Origin of the sequence: Leptospirillum ferrooxidans C2-3 (assembly GCF_000284315.1) — a bacterium.
In the GTDB taxonomy this organism is placed as follows: Bacteria; Nitrospirota; Leptospirillia; order Leptospirillales; family Leptospirillaceae; genus Leptospirillum; species Leptospirillum ferrooxidans.
Map to the genome: position 1 here is coordinate 818,489 of NC_017094.1, position 26,555 is coordinate 845,043.

Annotated in this window: 26 protein-coding genes and 1 tRNA gene; 23 read left to right on the forward strand and 4 right to left on the reverse strand. The window is 44.8% G+C overall.

Annotated elements, in window-relative coordinates; translation table 11 throughout:
• Window positions 1-5: 5 nt before the first annotated feature.
• The 3 genes from LFE_RS04265 to hpnH are packed head-to-tail and all read right to left on the reverse strand — an operon-like array spanning window position 6 to window position 2,771.
• On the reverse strand, window positions 6-677 hold the full coding sequence (locus tag LFE_RS04265) for a metallophosphoesterase (RefSeq protein WP_014449032.1): 672 nt from the start codon (window positions 675-677) through the stop codon (window positions 6-8).
• A complete protein-coding gene (locus tag LFE_RS04270; RefSeq protein WP_014449033.1) occupies window positions 677-1,687 on the reverse strand; it encodes a zinc-binding dehydrogenase in 1,011 nt (336 codons plus the stop codon). Before LFE_RS04270 ends, LFE_RS04265 begins: the two co-directional genes overlap by 1 nt.
• 55 nt (window positions 1,688-1,742) lie before the next feature.
• A complete protein-coding gene (gene hpnH / locus LFE_RS04275; RefSeq protein WP_014449034.1) occupies window positions 1,743-2,771 on the reverse strand; it encodes an adenosyl-hopene transferase HpnH in 1,029 nt (342 codons plus the stop codon).
• Window positions 2,772-2,990: 219 nt separating this feature from the next.
• Here hpnH and glk point away from each other — a divergent pair, with 219 nt between their 5' ends.
• From glk to clpX, 9 genes are all read left to right on the forward strand, one after another.
• Window positions 2,991-4,043, forward strand: coding sequence for a glucokinase (gene glk / locus LFE_RS04280; protein WP_014449035.1), 1,053 nt, complete (start codon window positions 2,991-2,993; stop codon window positions 4,041-4,043).
• Window positions 4,040-4,864, forward strand: a complete 825-nt coding sequence (gene pgl / locus LFE_RS13005; RefSeq protein WP_014449036.1) for a 6-phosphogluconolactonase — start codon at window positions 4,040-4,042, stop codon at window positions 4,862-4,864. Before glk ends, pgl begins: the two co-directional genes overlap by 4 nt.
• A 142-nt stretch (window positions 4,865-5,006) precedes the next feature.
• Window positions 5,007-7,055 (forward strand): transketolase, encoded by a 2,049-nt coding sequence (tkt, locus tag LFE_RS04290; RefSeq protein WP_014449037.1) that lies wholly within the window; start codon window positions 5,007-5,009, stop codon window positions 7,053-7,055.
• 99 nt (window positions 7,056-7,154) lie between these two features.
• Window positions 7,155-8,666 carry a glucose-6-phosphate dehydrogenase gene (gene zwf, locus LFE_RS04295; RefSeq protein ID WP_014449038.1) on the forward strand — a complete coding sequence of 504 codons (1,512 nt, stop codon included), beginning with the start codon at window positions 7,155-7,157 and terminating at the stop codon, window positions 8,664-8,666.
• Between the two features lie 169 nt (window positions 8,667-8,835).
• Window positions 8,836-10,329, forward strand: a complete 1,494-nt coding sequence (locus tag LFE_RS04300; protein WP_148272545.1) for a hypothetical protein — start codon at window positions 8,836-8,838, stop codon at window positions 10,327-10,329.
• Between the two features lie 48 nt (window positions 10,330-10,377).
• The gene (locus LFE_RS04305; RefSeq protein ID WP_158310240.1) at window positions 10,378-11,643 is read left to right on the forward strand and encodes an FAD-dependent oxidoreductase; all 1,266 of its coding nucleotides are present in this window, start codon (window positions 10,378-10,380) and stop codon (window positions 11,641-11,643) included.
• A 228-nt stretch (window positions 11,644-11,871) separates the two neighbouring features.
• Window positions 11,872-13,254, forward strand: coding sequence for a trigger factor (locus LFE_RS04310; protein WP_014449040.1), 1,383 nt, complete (start codon window positions 11,872-11,874; stop codon window positions 13,252-13,254).
• 65 nt (window positions 13,255-13,319) lie between these two features.
• Window positions 13,320-13,922, forward strand: coding sequence for an ATP-dependent Clp endopeptidase proteolytic subunit ClpP (gene clpP / locus LFE_RS04315; protein ID WP_014449041.1), 603 nt, complete (start codon window positions 13,320-13,322; stop codon window positions 13,920-13,922).
• A 29-nt stretch (window positions 13,923-13,951) separates the two neighbouring features.
• A complete protein-coding gene (clpX, locus tag LFE_RS04320; protein ID WP_014449042.1) occupies window positions 13,952-15,235 on the forward strand; it encodes an ATP-dependent Clp protease ATP-binding subunit ClpX in 1,284 nt (427 codons plus the stop codon).
• Between the two features lies 1 nt (window position 15,236).
• On the opposite strand, the gene LFE_RS04325 is transcribed toward clpX, so the two are convergent.
• Window positions 15,237-15,875, reverse strand: coding sequence for a hypothetical protein (locus tag LFE_RS04325; protein WP_014449043.1), 639 nt, complete (start codon window positions 15,873-15,875; stop codon window positions 15,237-15,239).
• A gap of 93 nt (window positions 15,876-15,968) precedes the next feature.
• Between LFE_RS04325 and LFE_RS04330 the strand changes: the two genes are divergently transcribed.
• The 14 genes from LFE_RS04330 (at window position 15,969) to LFE_RS04395 (ending at window position 26,549) form a co-directional block, all read left to right on the forward strand.
• A complete protein-coding gene (locus LFE_RS04330; RefSeq protein ID WP_148272548.1) occupies window positions 15,969-17,279 on the forward strand; it encodes a hypothetical protein in 1,311 nt (436 codons plus the stop codon).
• Window position 17,280: 1 nt separating this feature from the next.
• Complete coding sequence (locus tag LFE_RS04335; RefSeq protein WP_014449045.1) at window positions 17,281-17,829, forward strand: CDP-alcohol phosphatidyltransferase family protein; 549 nt, start codon at window positions 17,281-17,283, stop codon at window positions 17,827-17,829.
• Window positions 17,830-17,850: 21 nt separating this feature from the next.
• A complete protein-coding gene (locus LFE_RS04340) occupies window positions 17,851-19,236 on the forward strand; it encodes a DUF512 domain-containing protein (protein WP_014449046.1) in 1,386 nt (461 codons plus the stop codon).
• The gene (ispE, locus tag LFE_RS04345; RefSeq protein ID WP_081495342.1) at window positions 19,209-20,126 is read left to right on the forward strand and encodes a 4-(cytidine 5'-diphospho)-2-C-methyl-D-erythritol kinase; all 918 of its coding nucleotides are present in this window, start codon (window positions 19,209-19,211) and stop codon (window positions 20,124-20,126) included. The genes LFE_RS04340 and ispE overlap by 28 nt, the downstream gene beginning before the upstream one ends.
• Window positions 20,127-20,156: 30 nt before the next feature.
• Window positions 20,157-20,231 (forward strand) — tRNA-Gln (locus LFE_RS04350).
• A gap of 191 nt (window positions 20,232-20,422) precedes the next feature.
• Window positions 20,423-21,364 carry a ribose-phosphate diphosphokinase gene (locus tag LFE_RS04355; protein ID WP_014449048.1) on the forward strand — a complete coding sequence of 314 codons (942 nt, stop codon included), beginning with the start codon at window positions 20,423-20,425 and terminating at the stop codon, window positions 21,362-21,364.
• 61 nt (window positions 21,365-21,425) lie between these two features.
• On the forward strand, window positions 21,426-22,028 hold the full coding sequence (locus LFE_RS04360; protein WP_014449049.1) for a 50S ribosomal protein L25: 603 nt from the start codon (window positions 21,426-21,428) through the stop codon (window positions 22,026-22,028).
• Window positions 22,029-22,039: 11 nt separating this feature from the next.
• Window positions 22,040-22,606, forward strand: a complete 567-nt coding sequence (gene pth / locus LFE_RS04365) for an aminoacyl-tRNA hydrolase (RefSeq protein ID WP_014449050.1) — start codon at window positions 22,040-22,042, stop codon at window positions 22,604-22,606.
• A 31-nt stretch (window positions 22,607-22,637) separates the two neighbouring features.
• Window positions 22,638-23,732, forward strand: a complete 1,095-nt coding sequence (gene ychF, locus LFE_RS04370) for a redox-regulated ATPase YchF (RefSeq protein ID WP_014449051.1) — start codon at window positions 22,638-22,640, stop codon at window positions 23,730-23,732.
• 68 nt (window positions 23,733-23,800) lie between these two features.
• Window positions 23,801-24,178: a 30S ribosomal protein S6 gene (gene rpsF, locus LFE_RS04375; RefSeq protein WP_014449052.1), complete on the forward strand. Its 378-nt coding sequence runs from the start codon at window positions 23,801-23,803 to the stop codon at window positions 24,176-24,178.
• Entirely contained in the window at window positions 24,175-24,597 is a 423-nt protein-coding gene (locus tag LFE_RS04380; protein ID WP_014449053.1) for a single-stranded DNA-binding protein, read from the forward strand. Before rpsF ends, LFE_RS04380 begins: the two co-directional genes overlap by 4 nt.
• Window positions 24,598-24,664: 67 nt before the next feature.
• Window positions 24,665-24,895 carry a 30S ribosomal protein S18 gene (gene rpsR, locus LFE_RS04385; protein ID WP_014449054.1) on the forward strand — a complete coding sequence of 77 codons (231 nt, stop codon included), beginning with the start codon at window positions 24,665-24,667 and terminating at the stop codon, window positions 24,893-24,895.
• Window positions 24,896-24,960: 65 nt separating this feature from the next.
• Complete coding sequence (locus LFE_RS04390; protein WP_232502570.1) at window positions 24,961-25,866, forward strand: DUF2232 domain-containing protein; 906 nt, start codon at window positions 24,961-24,963, stop codon at window positions 25,864-25,866.
• On the forward strand, window positions 25,866-26,549 hold the full coding sequence (locus tag LFE_RS04395; RefSeq protein WP_014449056.1) for a septal ring lytic transglycosylase RlpA family protein: 684 nt from the start codon (window positions 25,866-25,868) through the stop codon (window positions 26,547-26,549). The genes LFE_RS04390 and LFE_RS04395 overlap by 1 nt, the downstream gene beginning before the upstream one ends.
• The last annotated feature ends 6 nt before the right edge of the window (window positions 26,550-26,555 follow it).

Genomic DNA, 26,555 nt, shown 5'->3' on the forward strand with positions numbered 1-26,555 from the left:
GTGCCTTATTTGGGGATCCCCTGATATTCAAAAATTAGCATATCCTCGAGTCGGATCGCAGATAGTTTTCCTGTCCGGTAGCATCCTGTGTCAACTAATATGATCCCATCCTGAACGGATCCTGCCTGTGGAACAATTGAGTGGCCAGAGATAATTGTGCGTCCATCATAGGATGGGCACAGTTTTGGCGGACGAAACCAGAGACAGGCATGATAGCCCGTTATGGGTTCAAGTCTTTTATCGCAAAGTTCTGTGTCCCCCATTCGAGATCCCTGAATGGAAGGAAGCCCCCCGTGAACGATAATTCGACCTGATTTTTCTAGGAATAGGGGCCAACTCTCAATCCAGTTGATGATCTCTTTCCTTTCCGAGGTTCTGGACAGGGCCTCCAATGTTTTTTTTCCTCCAAATTCAGAATCGACACATAGAAGATGGCTCTTGGGGTTTTTCAGGTGTCGAAGCAAAACTTCTTCATGATTTCCCTTGACGGAACTGAACCATCCATCCCGGGCACCAGCGAATAAAAAACGCAGGAGCTCTCCCGTGTTCTCTCCCCGATCGATCACATCGCCCACTGCAATCAAGTGATCTCTACCTGGTGAAAAGGAGACTTTGGACAGGAGTCCTTCCAAAATATGGATTTGCCCATGAAGGTCTCCCACTATGTAAGTTGCCACTAATCCTCCTTAAGATCCATGGAAAGGACAATTCTTCCATGATGATGTCCGGATTCAAGGAGATCCATCGCCTTTGCCACCTGTTTAAGCAGAAAAACCTGACCGATTTGAACAGAGAGTTTTCCTTCATCAGCCAGTATTGCCCCTTTCTTCAGAATATCGGTTTGAGCTTTCTGGAGATGCTCAAGCTTTAAAATGTTTGGAGTAAGCGCCTGTATCCAGTGGAGGGTGAGGTTTTTTCTTTTTGAAGTCGTGGCATCTTCCATGGATACATGTTCCTCCAATAGTGTCACAAGCCTTCCGTATGGAGCCAGAAGGGAGAGACTTCTGGAAGTGAAGGACCCTCCAATGGTATCCAGAATCAAGTCAGGGCCATGGCCTCCTGATTTTTCAAGAAATTGTTCTTCGAACTGTTCGGAATCAAGGAGAATGGCTTGTTTTTGATGAAGAATGATTTGTTTGTTTTCTTCCCCTCGGACGCTGGTGAAGATTTGTGCACCTGAGCATTTCGCGAGCTGGATTGCCATTTGTCCAACTCCGCCAGCCCCGGCATGGATCAGGATCTTGTCATTTTTGGTGATTTTTCCTCTTGTATGAAGGGATTCCCATGCGGTGATCAGTGTCAGAGGAAAGCATGCGGCCTGTTCCATGGTCATCGTTGATGGCTTTTTGCAAAGAGAGGTTTCAGGAACGATTGTATACTCGGCAAATGTACCAGGAGTTGTGCCAAACCCTCCATACATAAAGACAACCTGGTCGCCCGGGGAAAATCCTGTTACGCCCGGACCAACCGCTTGAACAACTCCTGATCCCTCACAGCCTGGCACAATCGGAAGGTTTTCAGGAAACAGGGACCCTTTTTTCTGGAGTTTGCAATCAATGGGATTAACACCTGCTGCATGAACACGAACAAGAATTTCGTTTGCGGCCCGGATTTCTGGTATGGGGAGATCGGTGTATTGAAGTGACGACCACCGATCTCCGGGAGCGACTAACCTAATGGCTTTCATTTATTCTTTGAAGACTGTGTTGTTTCAGGCTCAAATATATTGGTGCAGCTGGAGTTCATCCTGCAGGTATCAGACTCGATATGGAACGTATGGTATTTTTGATGCTTGATGTCGCATCTGAAACAGCTGATGGTTCAAAGCCACAGTGGACCATGCAGTCCTGGCATCTCGGGTTTCCACTTTTATGACCGTATTGATCCCAATCAGTTGTTTCCATGAGTTCATTAAAGCTTGATGCATAGCCATCGTTAAGAAGATAACAAGGTTTTTGCCATCCCAATACAGAGTAGTTCGGACTGCCCCAGGGGGTGCAGTCATAGTCCCTTGCTCCTTCGAGAAAATCCAAGTAGAAGGGGCTGTGATTGAAATTCCACTGTTTTGTGTTCCCTTTCTCATGCATTGGAGCAAAAATCTTCCGGAAAAACTCCTTGGTGCGTTCTCTTCTCAGAAAATGGGCCTGATCAGGAGCCCAAGCGTAGGAATAACCCGGGGAAATCATCATGCCATCAGTTTTGAGAGTGGAAACAAAATCAAAAAATTTATGAAGGTCTTCGGGGTTTTCTCCCTCAAAGACAGTGGAATTTGTTGTCACCTTGAAGCCTTTTGATTTTGCATCTTTTATGGCTCTGACAGCCACATCAAAAATGCCATTTCTGCAAACAAGGCGGTCATGGTCTTCCTTAAGTCCGTCAAGATGAACCGAGAGTGTCAGATATGGGGAAGGTTTCAGTTTGTGAAGGTGTTTTTCAAGCAAGATGGCATTGGTGCATAGATAGACAAACTTTTTCTTTGCCACAATTCCTTCAACGATTTCGCTGATCTCCTGATGAATGAGTGGTTCTCCACCTGCAATGGTAACCACCGGTGCTCCGCATTCATCAACAGCCTTGAAACATTCTTCAGGGGATAATCTTTTGTTCAGGATTTCCTCGGGATACTGAATCTTTCCGCATCCAGCGCATTCAAGATTACATCTGAAAAGAGGTTCAAGCATCAGTACAAGAGGAAATTTGCGGCGTCCACGTAGTTTTTGACTAAGAATATAGGAACCAACCTTAACGGCTTGGTGAAGGGATATTGCCATTTTTATTTTCCAATCGTTTGGTCTATCAAGGAAAGACAAAGCCCCAAAGGTCCGACCACAATGGAATAAATGACTTTTTGGACCAAAAGGGCTATTCTCATATCGTTATCATATGGGCGCCTTATTGGGGCTGTCAAGATAATTCATAAACTTTGTGAAGCTGTAAAGCGATTTTCATTCACCGTGCAGAACACTTTAACGGAAGGTGGAGGGCTTGAAATGGCACAACCTTTGGTTCTTGTGGGCGATATTGGTGGGACAAAAACTTCCCTGGCACTTTTTTCTTTGGCAGAAAGAGGCTCGAGGGAGCACTTTGTTCCGCTTTGTCCTGCGGTATATCCTAGCAAAAGGTACGATTCTCTAGAGCCGATGATTCAGGAATACCTCTCATGGGTCCGTGAGCGTCTTGTGGGTGATCCGAATATTGTTGCCGCAACATTCGGTGTTGCAGGTCCTGTTACAGGACGTGTCTGCAGGACAACCAACCTGCCTTGGATCGTTGATGCCGGTTCACTTGAGAAGCTTATTTCTGTTCAGGAAGGAAATGTCAACCTCCTGAACGATCTTGAAGCTTTGGCCTGGAGTGTTGGCGGTGATCCTCTGATCCCTTTGGCAACAATCCAGGAAGGGGAGCCGGGCACCTCAACGACGATGGTCCTTGTCGCTCCCGGGACAGGATTGGGGGAGGCCGTCCTTTGTGGCAGGGACGAGAACTTTTTTGCTCTTCCTTCAGAGGGGGGGCATGCTGACTGGGCTCCTGTTAATAAGGAGCAGGCACGTCTCCTTGAATATTTGTGGGAGGAGTTTTCCCATGTAAGTGTGGAAAGGGTCCTTTCCGGGATGGGGATTGTGCGATTGTATACTTTCCTGGCGAAGGACATTCCTGCTCCCAATCGTCCCCTTCCGATTCCAAAGGCGGAACCACCTGCAGATTTTCCCTCTCAAATTTCTCAAAAGGCACTCGATGAAAAAGATCCTGTGTGCATGAAGGCTCTTGAAATGTTTGCCGAAATTTTGGCACAGGAGGCATCCAATATGGTCTTGAAGGTTTTGGCCAGAGGGGGGTGTTTCATTGGTGGGGGTATCCCGATTCGGATCAGGCCATTTCTTGAGTCCGTGGCTTTCCGCAGGAGATTTGTAGAAAAGGGGCGATATTCTGAACTATTGGCGAAGGTGCCGGTCTGGATTATTCTGGATCCTGAAGCGCCTCTGGTCGGGTCAGCTTTTTATGCGAGTCGCCATGTCCTTTCATATAGGGGAGAGATTGCATGACAACAGGAACTGATTCAACCCATTCAGCAAAAGATCATCAGGATCCAGGGATGATTCCTGTTTTTAGAATGTGGGAAACTCCTGTGGATCTTGCGAGAGAAGGTGCTGTTTTATTCAGGGATCTTTTGAAAAAGGATGTGTTGGCGAGAAAAACGGCTTCAGTTGTTCTCTCGGGGGGGAATTCTCCAAGAGGTCTTTTCAGCGAAATCGGGCACCTTTTATCCGTTGGATGCGAGGGCTGGGTCGGAAACGTGGAATGGTTTGAGGGCGATGAGCGAATGGTTCCTCCGACTCATATTCGGAGTAACTTTCGGATGATGAAGGAAACACTGTTTAATCCACTTGCAATTTCTCCCGAACGGATACACAGGATTTTGGGAGAAGCTCCTGTCGCTTCGGAAGAAGCATTGAGATATGCGCATGAAATCATGCAGGTCTTGGGTGCGCCTGGCCCGCATCTTCCTGTCCTGGACTATGTCTTCTTGGGGATTGGTCCGGATGGGCATACTGCGAGCCTTTTCCCGGGTACTTTCCCTGAACTTGAACACCATCAGCTTGTTGTGAGTTCATCTGCCACAAAAGAGAGAGAAGCCCGGGTTTCGATGGGGTATCATTTACTCGCTCATGCCCGCCATCTGATTTTTCTGGTAATGGGAGAAGATAAACGGCCAATTCTTGAGGATATCCTTCTTCGGATGAAACCGTCTCCCGTTCAGGAACTTCTTTTGCTCCGGGCAGAAATCGGTGAGTCGGCTACATTTTGGGTCGACAGGGCTGCTCTCTCGAATGACTTGGAGCGTGTTGTCAAAATGATGTATTGATTTTTGTCTGTATCAATTCCCCGGAAAGAACTGTTCCTATAAAAATAGGTCAATATAGGGATCCGTTTTTTATTCGAAGCGCTTCTTTTGTAATGCCAAGGAATCTGTCGAAGTTTTGGATGATAAAATGAGGAGTGTGATGATGGGTGAAGTAGAAAGTCCAAATAATAACCTTGAACTGAATTCGATCAATACGATCAGGATGCTTGCGCTCGATGCCGTTGAGGCAGCGAACTCTGGTCACCCCGGGACACCGATGGGTTTTGCCTCTGCTGCGTACGTTTTGTGGACGGAATTCCTGCGTCATAGTCCAGAACATCCGAATTGGCCTAACCGGGATCGTTTTGTTTTATCGGCCGGCCATGCGTCAATGCTGCTGTATTCCCTCCTTCATCTTACGGGTTATCCTCTGTCCATTTCTGACCTGAAAAATTTCAGACAATGGGGAAGCTTGACTCCGGGACATCCGGAACATGGCCATACAGTGGGAGTTGAGGCAACCACAGGACCGTTAGGTCAAGGTGTTGGAATGGGAATCGGAATGGCTTTGGGGTTGAGACGTCTTGCCTCGGTTTTTAATCGTCCGGGATTTGATTTGTTTAATGGACGGGTTTTTATAGTGGCGGGAGATGGTTGCATGATGGAAGGTGTGGCACAGGAGGCCGCTTCCTTCGCAGGTCATCAGAAGCTGTCAAACGTCATACTGCTCTACGACAATAATCATATCACGATTGATGGGCCGACGAACCTAGCTTTTTCGGAAGATGTTCCTGCTCGATATGAGTCGATGGGTTGGGCGGTCAGACATGTTCTTGACGGAAATAACCTGACAGAGCTTCGTGCGGCATATTCCTGGGCAACAGATCCAACTCTTCAGACAGAGGGTGAAAGGAATCGTCCAAAATTTATCTCGATCAGAACATTGATTGGTTTTGGCAGCCCAGCTTATGAAAATACGGCTCATGCCCACGGGAGCGCTTTTGGATCAGAGGAAACCCGAAAAACAAAGATTAATCTTGGATGGCCAACAGAACCTTCCTTTCTTGTACCGGATGATGTTCGGCAGTCGTTTTTGTCCAAAACAGAACGTCGGTCAGCTTCGTTCAAAACATGGTCAGACATGAAGAGCCAATATGCGCAGTCTTTTCCATCTGAGGCGGCAGAGCTGGAACGATGGCAGCATTCAGAACAGATCGACAAACCACTTCAAAACATCAAGCCCTACCCCGCTGATACAAAAGGAATGGCAACAAGACAGGCTTTTGGGGAGATCCTGCAGGGAGCATTCAAATCTGTACCGGGTTTGTTTGGTGGATCGGCAGATCTTGCTCCATCGAATAACACCCTTATCAAGGGAGAATCTGCCTGCTCTCCAGAGACTCCCGCCGGTCCCAATCTGCATTTTGGCATAAGGGAACACGGGATGTCAGCCATTCTAAACGGTTTGGCATTAACAGGATATTTTAGGGTTTATGGTGGAACCTTTCTTGTTTTCAGTGATTACATGAGGGGAGGAATGAGATTATCCAGCCTCATGAAGCTTCCTATTCTCTATGTATTAACACATGACAGTATCGCACTGGGGGAAGATGGGCCCACACATCAACCTGTAGAGCATCTCGTTGGACTTCGTTCCATTCCACGGATGACTGTTATTCGACCTGCTGATGCAAATGAAACACTCGCAGCTCTCGACTGGTTCTGGAGTGGCCACAATGGTCCGCTTTCATTGATTCTGACTAGACAGAAGCTTCCTGTCCTAGGAGATCTTCCTTATCAGAAACTTTCTGATGGTGTCCGGAAAGGCGGTTATGTATTAAGAGAAACCGTCCTTCCTGTAAGGATTGTTCTTGTTGGATCCGGCTCAGAGGTCTCTCTTTTGCTATCGGTATCGGATGCTCTTCTTGAGCAGGGTATCGGGAGCCGGGTGGTTTCTATCCCATCAACGACACTTTTCAACCTTCAATCGGTTGAATACCGTCGAAGTGTTCTTTTAGAGGGACTTCCACGCGTTTTTGTTGAAGCCCTTTCTCCCCTTACATGGGCTCCTTATTCAAACGATGGGGATCTTTTAATTGGAATGACTGATTTTGGAGCTTCTGCTCCGGGAGAAGTTCTCATGAAAGAGTTTGGTTTTTCCCGAGACGGAATTCTCGTGCGTATAAAGTCCCAATTCAAAGACCTGTTTTGAAAACCTTTTGAGGGAAAATTATTTGACAGTTGATTGGTGTAACCTCGGCGCTACCCATGCTTCTTTTTATCCGAAGACATCTTTCTGGAGGCTTTGCCTTTGATCCGAATCGAACCAAATATGGCGGCTCACCATGAGCCTCCGCCGCTTATTTTTGTTATTTTTGGGGCATCCGGGGATTTGACGCATCGAAAACTTTTGCCCGCTTTATATGAGCTTCACCGCAAGGGGGACATTCATCCAAAAACGAGAATCATCGGTGTTGCCAGAAAGGACAAGTCTTCACAGGGCTTTAGAAAAGAAGCGGTTGACGGGATCAGGTCTTTTTCTCGTCATTTGCCAGAGGATCCAAAAGACGATCCGGAAGATCTGAAGGCATTTCTTGAACGTATTCATTACTTTCCCCTATCGTTTGAGAGGTCCGATGACTTTGACCGTTTGGCTGAATACCTCCTGGATCCAGAAATTTTGAAGGTTGTCAACGGAAATATTCTGTTTTATCTTGCAACTCCTCCTGCTTTCTTTATTCCTATTGTGGAACAGATAGGACGTATTCGTCCAAGGCTAGATTCCTCCGGCAGAAACGGATTTACACGGTTGGTTATAGAAAAACCCTTTGGTCATGATCTTCCGTCTGCAAAAGCACTGAACAAGTCGGTGCTTAGTGTGTTTCGTGAGGAGGAAGTCCACAGGATCGATCATTATCTTGGGAAAGAAACAGTCCAGAATATACTCATCCTTCGTCTGGCCAACCCCGTTTTTGGTGCGTTGTGGAGTCGGGATGTGATCAGTTGTGTCGAAATCCGTGTATTTGAGACCATCGGGATTGAAGGCAGAGGTGCTTACTTTGAAAAAGCCGGCATTTTAAGGGATATGGTTCAGAACCACCTGTTCCAGCTTTTGACATTAACGGCGATGGAGCCACCAGTTTCTTTTGATGCGGATAGTATCAGAGATGAAAAAGTCAAAGTTTTACGAGCCTTGGTTCCCTGGAAGGGGGGGGCGCCATCCGAATCCATCTTGTTCGGGCAATATGCTGAAGGAGGAGTTCTTGATGAACCGGTGATGGCATACCGACAGGAGAAGGGGGTTGAAGCAGGGTCAGTTGTCGAAACATATGCAGCGATGAAGGTTGAAATACAGAATATGCGTTGGGCTGGCGTTCCCTTTCACTTGGTGGCCGGAAAACGTATGAGCAGAAAGGCAACAGAGATTGTTCTTCACTACAGAAAGCCTCCTGTGGCACTTTTTCGGCTGGCCGGGTGTCATGATGATACAGAGAATGTTTTGACATTGTCGATTCAACCAAATGAGGGAATATCTCTTCGATTTGGTATTAAAAGGCCAGGCTCTCCGCTAAGGATTGATCAGGCTGATCTCACTTTTGCCTATAATCAGATCTATCCCGACGACCCACCGGAAGCTTATTCCCGGTTGATCTATGACGTTATGATCGGGGATGCGACCTTGTTTGCCAGAAATGATGAAGTCGAAAAAGCTTGGGCTTTTATGGAGGCATTTCTTTCTTTGAATCGCGACCCCAAGCTTTATCCTGCTGGAGCCGACGGCCCTCAGGAAGTCGTTGACTTTTTTTCCATTGATCTCTCCTGAAAAGACGCTTATGACATTTTATTGCCAACAACTTTCTCAACGGGTGCTGTTTGCGTTTTTTCTTTTCTTGACGGCATTCCTTTCCGCTTGTGCAAGCTTTCCGGATGAAAGGGAAAAAGGGATTCTATGGCAATCCTCCCCACAAGTTCCTGTCTGGGTATCCCATCAGTTGAAAACAACTTCCGATCTGATTTGGTTTGTCGGGAAAGGGACATCCAGTACATCTAAGCGGATTGCCTTGTCTCGGGCGCGATCTGCTGCATTCGGAAGAGTATGGGAATGGTTTTCCCAAAGAGGGATACGGGTCCTTCCTGCAGAGAGACAATTCATTGAATCTGATTGGAGCAAGACTGTTCCTGTTTCGCCATTTACCAGCCTTTCTTTGGAAAATTGTCACAATCCCCACTCACCCACTATTTGTGATAAATGGTTCGTTCAAAGATCTATACACCCTGAAACACGGGAAGCTTGGGTACTGGTTTCAGTTGAAACAGTGTTTCTCAAAAAATTGGAAGGAGTATTTCTTCTTGAGGATAAAAATCGGTTAACAAACATGTTTGTTCGTGATCATGAAGTTGCGAAACAGTTATCAAATGGAAATGCTTTGTCAGCCATCCTTTCCCTTGAAAAAAATCAATTATCCTCTTCTCGTTTTCACTCACAGAAATTGATGTCTTCCTTTCGTAGAAAACAACTTGACAAGTTGAGTCAAAAAACTTTTATGGAGTTATGGATGATAAGGAGATCCATCACTCTTTCTCCTTACAAAGTTTCTCAAAAATCACTGATTGTTCCTGTTGGAAAAAAAATTAGCATTCCTTATGACTGGACACTCTCTTTCCGGATGAATCGAAAAATATATTTTGTCAGAGGTCTGTCTTTAGATCTTTTTCTGGATCCTTCGCGGCATTTCCCGGATTTCCCTTTCACCTTTTTATTTCCCCCATCGGGTTTTTCGGAAAAGAAGATCCTATGGACTTATCAAGGCCTTATTTCAAGTGCGGACTTGGCTTCTTTGGAGAAAATCAGGAGATCCTCCTGGATCGAAAGGAAATGTGGCGTCACGAATGAGGATGGAATCTCTCACTGTGTATTGACCCATATTCTTGTGCTCAGGCACAAAGGGAGAATATGTGTTCGTCCTGTTGCCAACAGTCAACAAATTCTCCCTAATGTTTTCAAAGGAATGATTTCATGCCTTCCCGTTTCTTTTTACCATCGACGGGAACTCCATGGGATTGCCCTGAGTCTTAAGGCTGATCGAAAACTGCATCAGCCATTTTCCCTAAAATTGTCAGACAATCTTAAAGAAAAGGGTTTTTTAATCAAGAAGTCTGCATTGAACAATCTTATTGGCACTCTAAATATGCGTTCAGCGAGTTATAAAAGCTTTGGGGGCGCAACTCTCTACTCTGAATCCCTACTATTTACAGGGAAGTTTGTTGATCAGAATGGAGTTGTTCGATGGGGACGGAGGTTTGTTTCCCGAGGTTTTGGTTTTACTAAAGAAGAGGCTGAAAAGGATTCGGTCAACAGGATAATTATTCGTATTGTGAGAAGTATTAACCTTTCTGTTCGTGTATATAATGATCCGATAACTTCATCGTTTCAGGGTCGTATGATTCCCATTCAAAATGCTTTGCTGGGTTGGGTCTCCAGATAGTTTAATATAGGGGGTGGAGTGATTCCTTCCGGGAAGGACTTGTTATCATTGGATCACGAATATGATGTTATCGTTGCTGGGGCGGGTCCGGGTGGATTGACCTTATCCTGTTTTCTGGGCAAACGTGGTTTTCGTGTCCTTCTGGTCGATCCCCGGGAATCGATGAGTCCGCTTGGTAGGGGCGAGTTGATTCAACCGTTGGGGCTCGGGATCCTCGAAGATCTTGGCTTGTTGGGTCCTCTTTTGTTGCAGGAGCATGTCCGGTACGATCAGTTTCATTTTTTTGGATTTGACAGAAAGCCGCTGATGACCTCCTCTTATCAGGGGAAGGGTCTTACTTATGATTGGGCACTCTCTGTAGAACCATATTTGCAGGATAGCCTGATGTGGAAGATGCTCGAGAGTTTGCCTTCAGTTACCCTGTTCCCGGGGGGACGATACCTGAGCCATGAAACACGGGATAATGGTGTCTATGTTCAGATTGAAAAACGGGGAGGAGTACAAACCATCCAGGGAAAAGTCCTTGTAGGGGATGATGGGAGAGATTCTAGGCTAAGGAAGAATCTAGCTCTTCCCGGGGTTGTAAAAGAGTATAAAGATTCCTATGTGTCTTGGTCATTTGAGATTCCGGAGAATCTCTCCCTTGAATCACCGGCATCGGACATGTCCGCTCGGTACTATCTGGGACCAGGGGAAATCTTTTTCCTATTTGCAACCTCTTCCCGCAAAAGATTTTTCCTCTATATGCTGAAAGATCGAAAAATTGATGAATTCGTGTCGAGGGGAAATTCCGATTTTCTGAAACGTGTGGATCAGTGTATTCCCGGGTTGGGGGATGTTTTGATCTCTGCAGGATTCCCTGGCGTATCTGCTTTAAAAGAGTGGGTTATTCAGAAGGTTGATCTTGAGCAGTGGGCTAAGGATTATGCTGTTGTAATCGGTGACGCTGCCCATGCAACGAACCCTCATGTTGCCCAAGGAAGGAATCAGGCCATGGAGGATGGGAGACTCCTTGCTTCTCATCTGGAGACAGCACTCAGTAATCCATCCACTTCACTCTTAGATGAGTTAAGAAAGTTTGAGAACATCCGGATTACAAAGACGAAAGCACTTCATCATCTAGCGGATGAAATGTGTTTTGTATGGAATTCCGACAATCCTCTTATTGTGTGGGGGCGTGAGCAAGTTTTTCGGGGGATCTCAAAAACTCCATCCCTGAATAGAAAGATTGTCAGGACAATTGCAGGTGAAGATTTTCTTCCGTTGTCGCTTTTTGATCGGATAAATGCTTTTTTAAAGGGTCTAATGCAGTGAACTTTTTTCTTTTTAGTTGATGTTGATCAATATTATTATTTCTCAGTAGGGTTCAATGTATTCTCCTGATGAAATATGTTTTTTTAGTGAAATAAATGAAAAGGACTAGTGCACTTTCTCTTGAGACAGATCTTGTTTATAATGGAACGATGAGTTTTGTTTTTAATGGGAGAGGGTCGCTCTTCTCGGTCTTTGATACAATACAATAGAAGAAGGGGTTCCAATTTGATGCAGGTTGATGTTGAGGGCAGTGCCGGAGTGCAACGACGATATACCGTCAATATTCCAGGCGAAGATGTTTCTAAAAAAGTCCGTGACAGCATCCGCCGGGTGAATGGTCAACTGAAAGTTCCAGGGTATAGACCAGGTCACGTTCCTGAAGCGATTGTTCGCCGTAATAAAGACATTCTTCGCTCAATTCATTCTGATGTTCTTGATGAGTTGCACAGAAATGCGATGGATGAGTTAGTAGTAGCCGTGAAGGGAACGATTGTTCACCTGGCTCCAGATCAAGTCGTTCTCGATTCGAAGGCAGAGAAAGATGGGCTGACGTTAAGTGGTGAGCTGGAAGTTTTTGTCCTTCCGGAAAAAGTATCTCCTTATGGAGTTGTCCTGTCTCCTGAAGAGAGTCTTGAGGTGTCAGATGAAGAAGTCAAGGTGGAGCTTTCCCGCTTGTGCCTGATCCTGTCATCAGATTTTGATCAGAATCTCCCTTCAGACGCGACTGTTGCTGCAGGTGATTTTGTGAAAATTGAGATGAAGACATCCCATCCAGTTAGCGGAGCCCCGCTTTCAGCAGAGCAAGTTGTTGAAGTGGAGGGAGAAAATATCCCGGAAGAGCTCAATCGGGCTTTGACAGGTCGTTCTCAAGGTGAATCTTTTGAAGCCACAATCCCCCTTTCTATCTCTGATCCATCTTTTTCAAGGGGAACCAGAGTTGAAAGGCTTCCAGCCAATCTGACAATTCTTGAAATACAAAGACGAATCCCTTTAACGCTAGAGCAACTCATTTCGAGGATGCAGTCAAATTCTCAGGAGCCCTCTGTAAAAGAAGAAGATGTCCTTGCAGATATTAAAAAAACCGTTATGGCTCGCAAGGTTGTTGCGATGATTGACCGGAAGGTCAGGGAATTGAGGAAGGAAGTTATCTCTTCATGGGGGATTGCTGTCCCGGAGAAACGAATTGCTTACGAGATGCAGGAAATTGGTGGAAAACTTTCCGAATCAGAAAAAGAAGATTTGCGTCAGTTGCTTCTATGGAGAATGACATTAGATGAAATTGTTTTCTCAGAGCAAATCCATCCTGACTATGATGTTGTCAGTCGAGAGTATCAGCAGATCCTGAGTGCCAAGGGCGAGAAAATGGGTCGGGAAATTAACCGTCAGGCGGCAGATCAAGCGCTGGAAAAAGCCAGACGGGTCAAAATGGAAGAAATTATGCTGAGACGCGCAACTTTTGGTGGCAGTGACTTGTATTTTGGAGAAGGCGGATACTTTGATCAAGTTGGTTTTTCAAAGTTCGGGATTCCTGCCATTCCCCCAGGAGCCAATGGCGATGATCACGACCACGAGCATGATCATAACCATGAACATGCTGGCCATAATCACTGATGATCGGTTGACCTGTTCCCATTAAATGAGTGTTTTTCCTTAAAAAGGATAGAAGAGGGCCCGATATGCTGATACCGATGGTTGTTGAACATACCAGTCGTGGAGAACGATCTTACGATATTTACTCAAGACTTTTGAAAGAACGAATTATTTTTCTGGGAACTCCGATTGACGATAATGTTGCGAATCTCGTCATAGCCCAGTTGCTTTTTCTGGAGTCGGAGGATGCATCAAAGGATATTAATATATACATCAATTCCCCTGGTGGTGTTGTCACTGCGGGTTTTGCTATTTACGATACCATGCAGTATATAAAGCCCGATGTTTCAACCATCTGTGTCGGTCAAGCTGCCAGTATGGGGGCATTTCTCCTTGCTGCCGGTGCAAAAGGGAAACGTTTTGCCCTCCCCAATGCAAGAGTGATGATTCATCAGCCCTTGGGCGGTTTTCAGGGGCAGGCAACAGATATTGCAATTCATGCCAAAGAAATTCTGAAAATGAAGTCTCACCTGAATGAGTTGCTCGCCCATCATACGGGCCAGGCACTCCAAAGGATTGAGCAGGATACGGAGAGGGATTACTTTTTATCAGCTGATGAGTCGAAAGATTATGGGTTGGTTGATAAGGTCATGAGCTCACACGGATTAACGGAAACTCCTTCTGTATAATGGTCCGTCTTTATTGGAGGTATCGCTAAATGGCTGGCAAAGAAAAAAAAGACAAGTCTGACGGGAGTGGGGTAACTTGCTCTTTCTGTGGAAAGCCAAGGGAAGACGTACGGAAGATGGTTTCCGGCCCGGGGGTTTTTATCTGCGATGAATGTATAGACCAATGCTCCTCAATTATGTCCGAAACATGGGAAGAGGAGAAGGAGCCATCAGGTGCTGCACTTTTAAAGCCTGTAGAGATCAATCGGATACTTGACCAATATGTAGTTGGTCAGGAGCGGGCGAAGAAAGTCTTGTCTGTTGCCGTTTATAATCACTATAAACGAATCAATGCAAACCAGAACTCAGATGATGTTGAGCTTCAAAAAGGCAATATCCTAATGATTGGCCCAACAGGTACAGGAAAAACTCTTCTGGCTCAGACTTTGGCAAGAATTCTGGATGTTCCGTTTGCGATAGCGGATGCTACGACTCTGACCGAAGCTGGTTATGTCGGAGAAGATGTTGAGAATATCATTCTTAAGCTCTTGCAATCAGCCGATTATGACGTTGAAAAGGCTGAAAAGGGCATCATCTATATTGATGAAATCGATAAGATCTCAAGAAAGTCCGAAAATCCATCTATCACGAGAGATGTTTCGGGAGAGGGAGTTCAACAGGCTTTGCTCAAGCTTGTCGAGGGGACTGTTGCGAATGTTCCTCCTCAAGGTGGTCGCAAACATCCTCATCAAGAATTTATTCAGGTTGACACCACAAATATTCTTTTTATTTGTGGTGGAGCATTCATAGGTTTGGACAACATTGTTTCCCAAAGAATTTCCAATAAGAATCTTGGGTTCGGTGCAGATATCCGAACTGTTGAAGACCGTAAGAAAGTTGGGGAGCTTCTTGTTAAGTCTCGCCCGGACGATCTCTTGAAGTATGGTCTGATACCAGAGTTCGTGGGTCGTTTCCCTGTGATGGCCGTTCTCGAAGACTTAGATGAGGATGCCTTCCTGAGAATTCTGACAGAGCCTAAAAATGCCCTTATTAAACAGTTTGAAAAACTTTTTTCAATTGAGCATGTTCAGCTCACATTTACTCTCGATGCCCTGAAGGCTATTGCCCACAAGGCTTTTGTCCAGAAAACCGGAGCTCGCGGATTGCGTTCCATTCTGGAAGAAGTCATGCTCGATTTGATGTATGACATCCCTTCTGTAACAAATGTCCGTGAGGTCATTATTTCTGAGGAAACCATCAATAATGGAGCCTTGCCAAAGATCATTAGAGATGATTCTCCGAAGAAAACTGCTTCCGGAGCAATGAGTGCCTGAGTTAGCTTTTTTGTGGAGTTGCTTTAGCGGGAAGTTTCTTGATTTGAAATATGATGGGTGGCAGTATCTTCCCGTTTATTGAAAGCTGGGTTAGCCTGATATCGAAAGAATCCGGTCTGCTTCTAATAAGGGGAAAAGCGACAATCCCCTCTCTTGAGTAGTTAGGGAAAACACGCGCTGGGGGGAGGTAGACTTGGTCTACCATCTTCCTGGTTCTGTTTAGTCTCGCCATCGTTCCTGGAGCCATAGCTGTGCCCAAAAGGCTTGATGAGAGGGCTTCGCTGATTTCGGATTGATCAAATGGTCGTGAGGTCATGCTGCCCGGCAACTCCATATAAAAGTCCATTGGCTGGTAGTCAATAAAGCTTTTTCCATTGTTTGTGATCGTGACTACGAAAATCGTATAGTCCGCACTCATGACAGGGCTGTAATATGGTGATCCCTCCCTAACAAAATCCATCTGGATTGTAATTCCATCGACTGACTCTTTTTTTTGGGTGAACTGGTAAACGGCGTCTTCTGTTTTGAGATCTTTTAAATAGAAGAGGCCAGCGAGACGATTGATGGCTGATGCGCCAATGAGTGTGGCAAGTATGGCGACGAATCCCCATTGAAATGTTTTCTTCCAGTTTAGGGCCATTATTTCCATCCAAGATGATCAGGTTTATAGTATAAGTTCTGGAAAATTTCGGAGGGATGTTACTGATGGGTCCATGGAGAGAAATCATATCATATGTTAAAGATGATTCAATATAGAGCTTTTCTTTTGACGCTATGTCTATTTTTTCAGAGTTGTTCCTCAGTGCCTCCTCCTTCAGAAGAACTCTCGGGTGCGGTGTTATTTATGGGAGTTAGAGTTGATGCAGGGGAGAGCTTCCAGCAAAATCCTTTCAACGCTTATGTTTCAGATCGTTTTTCCCATTTTGCCCACTCTGCTTTGCTTCTTTCTGGGGAGAAGCTCAATCGTACCCAGAATGCAAAATCCCTTCCTTTAGTCTGTCGTTCCATAAGGTGCGAATCAAAAGAGGCGCGATCATTGCATGTTCCCCATTTACTAGATATTCATATATCCCCGTCTTCCACACCAGGGACCCTCTTTCTGACTCTAACGACTTGGAATGTGTCACCATTGACCTTGGAGCGTATGGTCAGCCGTCGTATTCTCCTTTCCCAGCAGGCAGCATTTGACGCACTTCCTGCAGCAATGGAAGAGTTGGTGTCAACAAGAGGGCTATATTTTTCTATAAAGGATACTCAACCTGAATCAGGGCCGGGAAAAACGATTTTGCATATGATCTCAAGGGGACAGACGGAAAGAGCTTTGGCTCTCGGAGAAAAAACACTGAATAGCCAACCTGTTCAATCCCCGACTTTTTTTAACGGGTATTTTCAGGCACTTGTTTTATCAGGGCAGGCAGAGAAGGCCACTTTGATTGGAGAAACTGCAATTCAGCAACATGCAGTTACACCACAATTGATTGTCGGTCTCAGAAGGCTTGAGAAAGATCTTGGGCATTCCGGAAAAGCGCGTAGTGTTTTATATCGGGGGCTCATGGAGCTTCCTGATAGTAGATTGCTTTGGTCTTATGTCATTGAAGATCAGGTGAAGAGAAAAAACAATCATGAGGCTCTTCGCCTTGCGAACCTTTTCATTGAGAAGCATCCTGGGAAGAAAATTCCGGAGAGGATGATTGGTGCAATTTATGCTGCCTATGTTTTTTCTGATCAAGGACAAACGGCTGACGATTGGGCCAGCTCACATAATATTATTAATAACCAACGTATGAAACCTGAGCTGGTCAAGCATGCAATTCTGTTTAGGCTTCTACAAAAAGGGCAATATGAAAAAGTGGTTGTTCTGGCAAGGAAATGGATTTTGAGAGGTCCAGCCAGCTCTCATTTGTTTCAGGACCTCATGATTGCTGAGGGCGGGTTGAATGAGCCAATATCAGAAGCTCGGACAGCAAGAAATGCAATTGCATCTGGTCACTCAAACTCCTGGATTCTGAGCAGGTTATCTGATCTTGCAGTGAGAGGTTACTAGTTTGCCTCAAGGAGTCAATCTTCCCAATTCCCTTACTGTTTTTCGTATATTTTTGACACCCTTTTTGCTTGGATTGATTGTATATGGAAAAATGCGTGAGGCATTCTGGTTTTTTCTGATAGGGAGCTTGTCCGATGCGTTAGATGGAATGATGGCAAGACTTTTGGGTCAGAAAACAGAACTTGGAAGATTTTTGGATCCTGCGGCAGACAAGATATTATTATCGACTACACTTCTGACGTTGGTTATCCTCGAAAAGATTCCGGTCTGGATTGCAATCGCTCTTGTTAGCAGGGATATGATCATTATTTTTGGGTTTGTTGTGTTAAGGTTGGTTGATACTCCGATGCCTATTAATCCGACAAGGTTGGGGAAGATTTCTACGACACTGGAAATGGTTTACTTGTTTTTTATTCTCTCAGGGCTTGCAGGATATTTAAATATTTCTGAAACGGGATATATCGGTGACCTTGCAGTAGGTTTGTCATTAGTTTCTGGTGGATATTATGTTTCACAAGGCTTCTATTGGTATCACCACTATAAAGAGTGAATAAGGTTATTGGAGGATATGATGGGGCAAGGAGTTGTTATAAGGGAGGTCATTGAAGGGTCTTTGGGAGAGCAGCTTGGAATGCTTTCTGGGGACCGCCTGATTTCAATCAATGGCCAACCAGTGAGGGATCTTATTGATATAGAGTTTTATCAAGCAGAGTCAGAAGTTTTTATGGTATGGGAAAATATCCGCGGGGAAAGACAAGAGTTCGCCCTTGATAAGGATCCGGATGAAAGTCTTGGTCTTGTCGCTGATCCTCCGGCAATCAAGCGATGTCCGAACAAATGTGATTTCTGTTTTGTGGATCAAATGCCCCAAGGGCAAAGAAAAACTCTTTATATAAGAGATGAGGACTACCGTTACAGCTTTTTGTACGGGAACTTTATCACGTTGACTAATTTATCGGAAAAGGATTTTCAACGGGTCATTGAACAAAGACTGTCACCCTTGTATATCTCGGTGCATGCGACTGATCCCGATGTGAGAAAAATTCTTTTGAGAAACGATCATGCTCCGAATATTCTGGATATGATTGATAAATTAATTGCAGGTGGAATTCGATTGAATACACAGATTGTTTTAATGCCGGGTGTTAATGATGGTGATATTTTGGACAGATCGATTAAAGATCTATCTTCTCGCTATCCCGGAGTAAATTCCTTGGCAGTTGTGCCAGTGGGTCTTACTAACCATCGAGACAACCTCCCATCTGTCCGTTCAATTGATATGTCTTATGCCAGAAAAGCTCTGAGAAAGATTACTCAAGTACAACAAGAGATGAATGAGCGCTTGGGAGATCCGTTTATCTTTCCTGCAGATGAATGGTATATTCTTGCTGAAAAAAAGTTCCCTTCGGTCTCTCGCTATGGAACCCTCCCCCAGATAGGTAATGGTGTGGGGATGGTTCCGCTTTTTGAGAGTGAGTGGAAGAGATGGATTCGGCGACTGAAATCGCAAGAAACTCTCTCTCCCCCGTTACCATGGGTTCTTGTGACAGGAAAAGCTTTCTCGGAAGTTTTGCGTTCTTTGATAAGTTTGCTTGAGGAGCGACTCCCTTCATGGAGGGGAGCTTTTGAAGTTTGTGAAGTAGAAAACCAGTTGTTTGGACCTTCTGTTACTGTTGCAGGTTTGCTCGCTGCAGGGGATATTATTTCCGGTGTTCAAAAGTATCTCTCTTGTCGGACGGATAAAATGCTTCCTATTTCAGGCGTATTGATTCCTGATGTCGTTTTAAAGTCAGATTCAGAAGTTTTTCTGGATGATGGGTGTCTTGATGATGTCCGTAATGGATTAGGAGTTACTGTTTACCAAGTTCCCTCTGACGCGAGAGGATTCTCAAACTGGATCGCTCAAATGATGCAATCCCCTGAATCGAGTTGGCAACCTATGGTTCTTTCATTGTGAGTGAAATGATTGAGTTTTTTTTACCTGCCAAAATTAATTTATTTTTATTGATATGCGGGAAAAGAGCTGATAATTATCATGAGATAATTACCAGAATGGTGATGATCTCATGCTTTGATCGACTGCATTTGCAAATGGAGAGCCATACAGCCGAAGAATCCTCAAGTGCTATCACTTTGCAGTTAAAGGGCAGGGTGATTGATGGGGATCCAGGCTCAAACCTGATTGTTCGTGCAGCTCAGATGGTTTTGAATCGGTATGCCCTCAAGAGTATTCCCAGAATATCAATCATGCTGGAGAAAAATATTCCAGTTGGGGCCGGGCTTGGCGGTGGATCCTCTGATGCTGCCGGAACTTTATTTGCTGTTAACCGCTTGTTAGGCTCACAACTTTCCTTGTCGGAATTGTCTGAAATGGCAAGTGAATTAGGAAGTGATGTTCCATTTTTTTTAGGGAATTCTCATGCGTTATGCTGGGGGAGAGGAGAGAAAATCATCCCTCTGTCACCAATGGAGCCTAAAATTATCGTTCTTTGGAACCCAGGCTTCTCTTTATCAACGGGACTTGTATACCAAAGTCTTCATGCCAGCGAGTCTGAAGAGTTGACAGAATCAGCTGCAATCTCTAAGATTGAAGGTCTTTTGCGGGAGGATGAATGTGTGAATGACCTTGAGTCAGTCGCGTTTAACCTCCACCCGATTCTTTTTACTGTTAAAGAGAGTCTTTATGAATTTGGGGCAAAGAAAGCAATGCTAAGCGGTTCGGGCCCAACGTTATTTGGGATTTACTCCGATAGGGCCCAAGCAGAAAAGGCGTCCAGACATCTTCAGGAAAAATTTGGTGGGTGGTCTGATGTGTTTGAAACCCTGGAGGTGTCGCCACTGTTTTGATTTTGGGTGTCATGTTAGTATGTATTCCATTGGGGCGTCGACAAGCGGCAAGTCACGAGAATTTGGATCTCGCATTCCCAGGTTCGAATCCTGGCGCCCCAACCATTAACTTTTGCAGACATGATTGATGAACCTGATTTGACTGGATATGGAATTTCCTAAAGCTCTTTGGATGGCCTTGATCCCTATCCTGTTGTTCCTTGTCGGGAAGCCTATGATTTCTTCCTGCTTGTTAGACTTTTGATATGAGTGGATATTTCCGCGTCAGATTCAGACCTGAATAGAAAGGTAATCCGTTGCGGGCCGTTAAGATTTTTTCGGGAAATGCCAATGTTCCTTTGGCCTTAGAGATTGCCCGCTATTTAAATACAAGTTTGGGGCAGGCGACAGTTACCTCGTTTTCAGATGGTGAAACAAGGGTAAGGGTTGATGAAAACGTTCGCGGAGACGATGTTTTTGTTATCCAGTCTCTTTCAGACCCGGTTAACAATCATCTAATGGAACTTCTTGTCATGATTGATGCTCTCAAAAGGGCATCTGCTCAGCGCATAACGGCTGTCCTTCCGTATTATGCATATGCCCGTCAGGACAGGAAAGATCAGCCCCGCGTCCCGATCACAGCAAAACTTGTTGCAGACCTGATCACGACTGCTGGTGCGACCAGAGCGTTGACTCTGGATCTTCATACAGGTCAATTACAAGGTTTTTTTAATATTCCGGTTGACCATCTCCATGGTACTCCAATCCTCCTGGAGCCTTTGAGGAAAATTCTTCTTTCAGAAAAGCTGGTCATGTTATCGCCCGACGCAGGCGGGGTTGAACGTACTAGAGCTTTCGCCAAAAGACTGCAAGCCCCGTTGGCCATTATCGACAAGCGGCGAGAAGGCCCAAATCAATCTCAGGTCATGAATATCATCGGGGATGTCGAAGGATTCACCGCGGTGATATTAGACGATATGATCGATACTGCTGGCACTATTACCCAAGGAGCTCAGGCTGCGAAAGATGCAGGTGCCAAGAGGGTGGTGGCTGTTGCAACACATGCCGTTCTTTCTGGCCCGGCATTGGATCGGTTGAGTCGATCGGTAATTGATGAAGTGATAGTGACAAACTCGATTCCATTAAACGGAAAAGAGTCGGTTTGTGAGAAGATTAGTGTTTATTCCGTTGGAGCACTTTTGGGAGAAGCGATCAAGAGAATTCACGATGATGAGTCTGTGAGTTCTTTGTTTGTTTGAAGCGAAGCTAAAGGGCTTCGATTATTGAGTTGAAACATATGTATTTTACATTGGGGGAATGATGCAAAATCCGATTGTTGAAGTGAAGGTCAGAAATGATTCAGGTAAAGGTGTAGCCAGGACACTTCGCCGAGAGGGAATGATTCCAGCTGTGCTTTATGGAAAAGGTAAAACTGTTTCTTTGTCAATGGCGTTAAGCCATGTTCAGAAACTTTTTCATCGTCATGCGGGATCTCATGCAATCTTTCAAATCGAGTTAGATGGTATCCAAGGGGAGAAAACTAGACTTGCATTGGTTAGGGATATTCAGCGGGATCCGCTGAATGGCCGTATTCTGCATTTAGATTTTATGGAAATTTCTTCTGAAGATCTCGTTAAAAATCGAGTTCCTGTTGAAATAGTTGGGGAAGTTCCAGTTGGTGTGAAAATGGGTGGAACGTTAGATCACAATATTAGGGAATTAATGGTGGAATGTCTTCCTGCTATCATGCCAGACCATATTAAGGTTGATGCTTCAATGATGAATCTGAATGATTCTTTCCATGTGAGGGATCTTCCTGTTATTTCCGGAATCAGAATCCTTGATAACCCCGATACAGTATTGCTGCACCTTGTTCCGCCTAGGTCTGAATCAGTAGCTGTACCTCCTGCAGGAAAGGCGTAAGTCTATTTCTTATGTCCTTATTAAAGTCTTGTGCAATCATAGGCCTCGGTAACCCAGGAGAAAGTTATCGTTGGACCAGGCACAACGCTGGGAAAATTTTTCTAGATAATCTGGCCAAAGATTTCAATATAGCTTTGGACCAGAGAAAAGATGCCATCTTGTGGGGAGAAGGGAAGATTGAAGATCTTAAGATCTTTCTTGCTTTTCCTGAAACCTATATGAATCTGAGCGGCCGTGTTGTTCCATGGTTAAAGCAGAAAAATGTGGGTCTCCCTGATAGGGTGCTCATTCTTTCGGATGATATCAATCTTTCTTTGGGGACTCTTCGTTACCGTGAAGGCGGCAGTGCTGGGGGACAGAAAGGTTTGCTATCCATTATTCAAGCTGCTGGGTCTGACCGTATCGCTCGAATCAGGATCGGTGTAGGAAGTCCACCAATTGGTGTTGATCTGAGTCATTATGTTCTTGGACAGATTCCCCATGCTGAAAGAGAGTCTCTTGTTCTCGCATGGAAACCTTTTCGAGAGATCGTTGACCGGTGGTTACTCTCAATGAGGAAAGCCTCTTTAGAGGCATGATTTCTGGTAAACCTGATTGGAGTTTGGCTGAGTGAGTTTTCAATGTGGTATTGTAGGATTGCCCAACGTGGGAAAGTCCACCTTGTTCAATGCATTGACCTCGGGAAGTGCACAAGTTGCTAACTTCCCTTTTTGTACGATTGATCCGCATGTTGGTGTAGTGCCCGTACCAGACCATAGACTTGATCGGTTAACCCAAATTTATCATCCCAAAAAGAGGACTCCCACTTTTTTTGAGTTTGTTGATATTGCGGGTTTAGTCAAGGGAGCGAGTCAAGGTGAGGGACTTGGAAACCAGTTCCTGAGCCACATTAGAAATGTTGACGCTATTATTCAGGTCGTTCGCATTTTTAATGATCCCGATGTGATACATGTACAGGGAAAGGTAGATCCTGTCTCTGATCTGGAAGTTATTGAGACAGAATTGTTATTGGCTGATTTGGCTACTGTTACAGCAAGAATCCTTAAATCGGAGAAGTTTTTCCGCGCAGGCGGAAAGGAAGCTGTTCTTCAAAAAGAAGCGTTAGAGCAGCTTCGGCAAGGATTGGATGAAGGGACTCCCGCTCGAATGATTCCATGCTCGGATGATATGGAGGCGTTTAGGAAAAGTCTTTTCCTTTTGACCCAAAAACCCATCCTTTATCTGGCAAACATCTCTGATGATGGAACAGAGATTCATTCTGACGATTACAATCGTTTGGAAACATCAGTGAAGGCTCGTGGTGGTGAATTGCTCGCGATTTCAGGCAAAATAGAAGCAGAAATAGCCTCACTTTCTCCAGCCGATCAAAAAGTTTTTTTGGCAGACCTCGGGATGAAAGAGTCAGGCCTTGAGCGCTTGATTAGGGAGAGTTACAGGCTGCTTGGTCTTTTGTCATTTTTAACGGCGGGGGAAGATGAGGTTCGTGCTTGGACTATCCAGGACGGCACACTAGCTCCCCAGGCAGCTGGCCAAATCCATTCAGATATCGAGCGTGGATTCATTCGGGCTGAGGTCATGAGGTTTGAGGATATCGACCGCCTCGGCTCAGAAAAGGCTGTCAAGGAAAAAGGTCTGCTAAAATTGGAAGGGAAAGAATATCGCGTGAGGGATGGTGATATCATCTACTTTAGATTTAATGTGTGATTTGTTGTTTAACGATTGCCTTGTATGAAAACAATCATTAACTAATCTTTGAATGGAGAAAAATCATTATGTCAGCTTTCTATGAATGTGTTTTGCTTTTAAAGTCACAATTGACCGATGAAGAGTCCGCAGCGACTGTTTCCCGCTTTACGAATCTCATTGAGTCCAAGTCCGGTACTGTGCATCATATTCAGAAAATGGGCCGTAAAAGGATGGCATATGAATTGAATAAGGAAAAGCGAGCAGAGTACGTCGTCCTGTATCTGGAGTTGCAGAATCCTTCAGATATCGCAGAACTTGACCGACAGGCTCGTATCGATGAACGTGTTGTGAAGAGTATGATTGTTCGAAAAGAGAAACTGAACTTTCCAAAATCGGACTCATCCCAAGAGGAGAGTCTCTCTGATCAAGATGATTCTGCCATCCTTGAAGGAGATGCTCATTGAGCAATTTCAACAAAGTGATCTTGTTGGGAAATCTGACAAGAGATCCTGAAGTCAGATTTACGAGGGAAGGTGCGCCAGTTGCAAGTTTTACCCTTGCTATTAATAGCAATCGGTCTCGCCAGGAAGGTGACTCCAAGGATGATGTTTCATACATAGATCTGGTTGCTTTTGGAAAACAGGCTGATCTTGTAAAGAACTACTTGGAGAAGGGTGCACCTTTGTTAGTGGAAGGCCGCCTGCAACAGAGAAGGTGGGAGCAGGAAGGTCAAAAAAGAAGTAAGGTTGAGGTAGTTGTTCAATCGATAACCTTTATGGGTGGATCAAAAAAATCAAACCAATCAGGATCTGCTTCCTTCCCTCAAGATGAAGATCAAGGTTTTGGTGGGTATTCCTCTAATGAAAGTGATGTTCCTTTTTGATATTCGGGGACAGAGCTGACGTAGTATTCATCGTTTTAATTTTGCCAACATTTTAAGGAGATCTATTATGGCAATGCCAGCACGTTCCTATACAAGAAAAAAAGTATGCCGATTTTGCACCGAAAAGTTGGGAATTGATTACAAGGATGTCAATAACATCAAGAGCTTCCTGACCGAAAGAGGGAAGATCATACCGCGTCGTCTTTCTGGTACATGTGCTTTACATCAGCGCCATCTTGCTGCTGCAATAAAGCAAGGAAGAAATGTCGCATTTTTTGCTTTTTCTGAGGAAAAATAAGCCTGAATACGAAATTTCCATTAGGAGCCCTGCTCCTGGCCGTCTCAACTTCATCTGCGTTGTTTTTGGGGGTCACCAATTACCCCCGAGTAGGGCTCTTTCTTGCTCTTTTCTCGGGAGTTCCTCTTGCACTTGCTCAGATATCTCATCACCGTCAGCAGTTAGGGCTGGGAGCGATGGTTTTGTCGGGTGCTCTTGTTGAAGTTCTAGCGCATAGTCCTCTGTGGCTAATTTTTTATTTGGCTTGGGCGGGAATGTCGGGCGTATTGACGGGGGAGCTGATCCGGCGGCATTACCCGATCTCAAAGATCGTGGCAATGGTATCACTTCAGATTGCAGGATTTTCCTCTTTTATTATTTCTTTGGCTTATTTCAAAACTGCAGGGCATATCGTTCAAGTCCTTCAAAAAAGCTTTTCTGATTCCTTCCATCTGTTTTTGGCCAATTATCTGAAAAACTCTCCGACACCTATTTCTCCCTCGGACTTGATTTTAATTAAACAGATGGAGCCTCAGTTATTTCAATCTTTCTTGGCAATTCTGCCTGGATTCCTTTTGTCAGGGATTGTTTTGACTGCATTTACTCAGGTATCTGTAGTTGATGAGTTTCTTTTGAAAAAGTCCCAGTTAACGAGTCGTAAAGGGATTTCGAAATGGTATTTGCCGGATCAGATGGTATTTGTGTTTATAATTGCGCTTGCTCTTTTGGCCATACCACATGATTTTTCCCGAACCTTGGGTATAAATATTTTGCTTGTCATTGGGACCATCTATATTGCACAAGGTGCCGGTGTTATTACTAGCTATACCAAATCCCGTTCATTCGGCCTTTGGTTTTGGATTGTAACGAGTGCTTTTATTCTCATTCAGCCGTTAATTCTTCTGATGCTATCAGTTGTTGGGATTCTAGATGTATGGTTAGATTTCCGTAAAATACGCCCTCCGAAAGAATCTACTAGCGAGACTGACTAATGAAGCTAAGATTCACTAAGAGCCTCATTGCCCTGACGGTGGCCTTCGTGTTTGGAGGGTGCAGTTCTTTTTTTGATACACATGCCCATTGGGGTTATCGGAGTAATTCATCAAGGATAGGGGGCTCTTCCGATCAGACATTCCCCCAGGTTGGGGTAGCGTCTTGGTATGGACCTACTTTTTATGGAAAGCCAACGGCGAGCGGAGATATCTTTAGGAAGAATGAGTTAACAGCTGCCCATAGAACATTACCGCTCGGCACAAGAGTTCGAGTACAAAATCTTAACAACAATAAACAGGTCGATGTTCTCATTAACGATAGAGGGCCTTTTGTCGAAGGAAGAATTATTGATCTCTCTTGGCTAGCTGCCAAAAAAATTGATATGCTGGGAAAAGGGACCGCTCCTGTAAGAATAACCCCATTGAATGGAGCAGCTTTCGCCCAAGAAATTCAACAAGCTAGTTATGCGATACAAGTCGGCACTTTTACACACAAAAAAGATGCGATAACATTCATGAACCATCTTAAGGCGTATTCACATAGAAGAGTTGTGACAAGCTATTACAGGGGCGGGCAGGTATATCGTATTAGGGTTGGTCTTTATCCAACACTTAATCTTGCGCATGCTGCAGCAAGTAAGCTAAGGAAAAGTCTCGGAGAGGCTTTTGTCGTTAAACTTTAAACATTT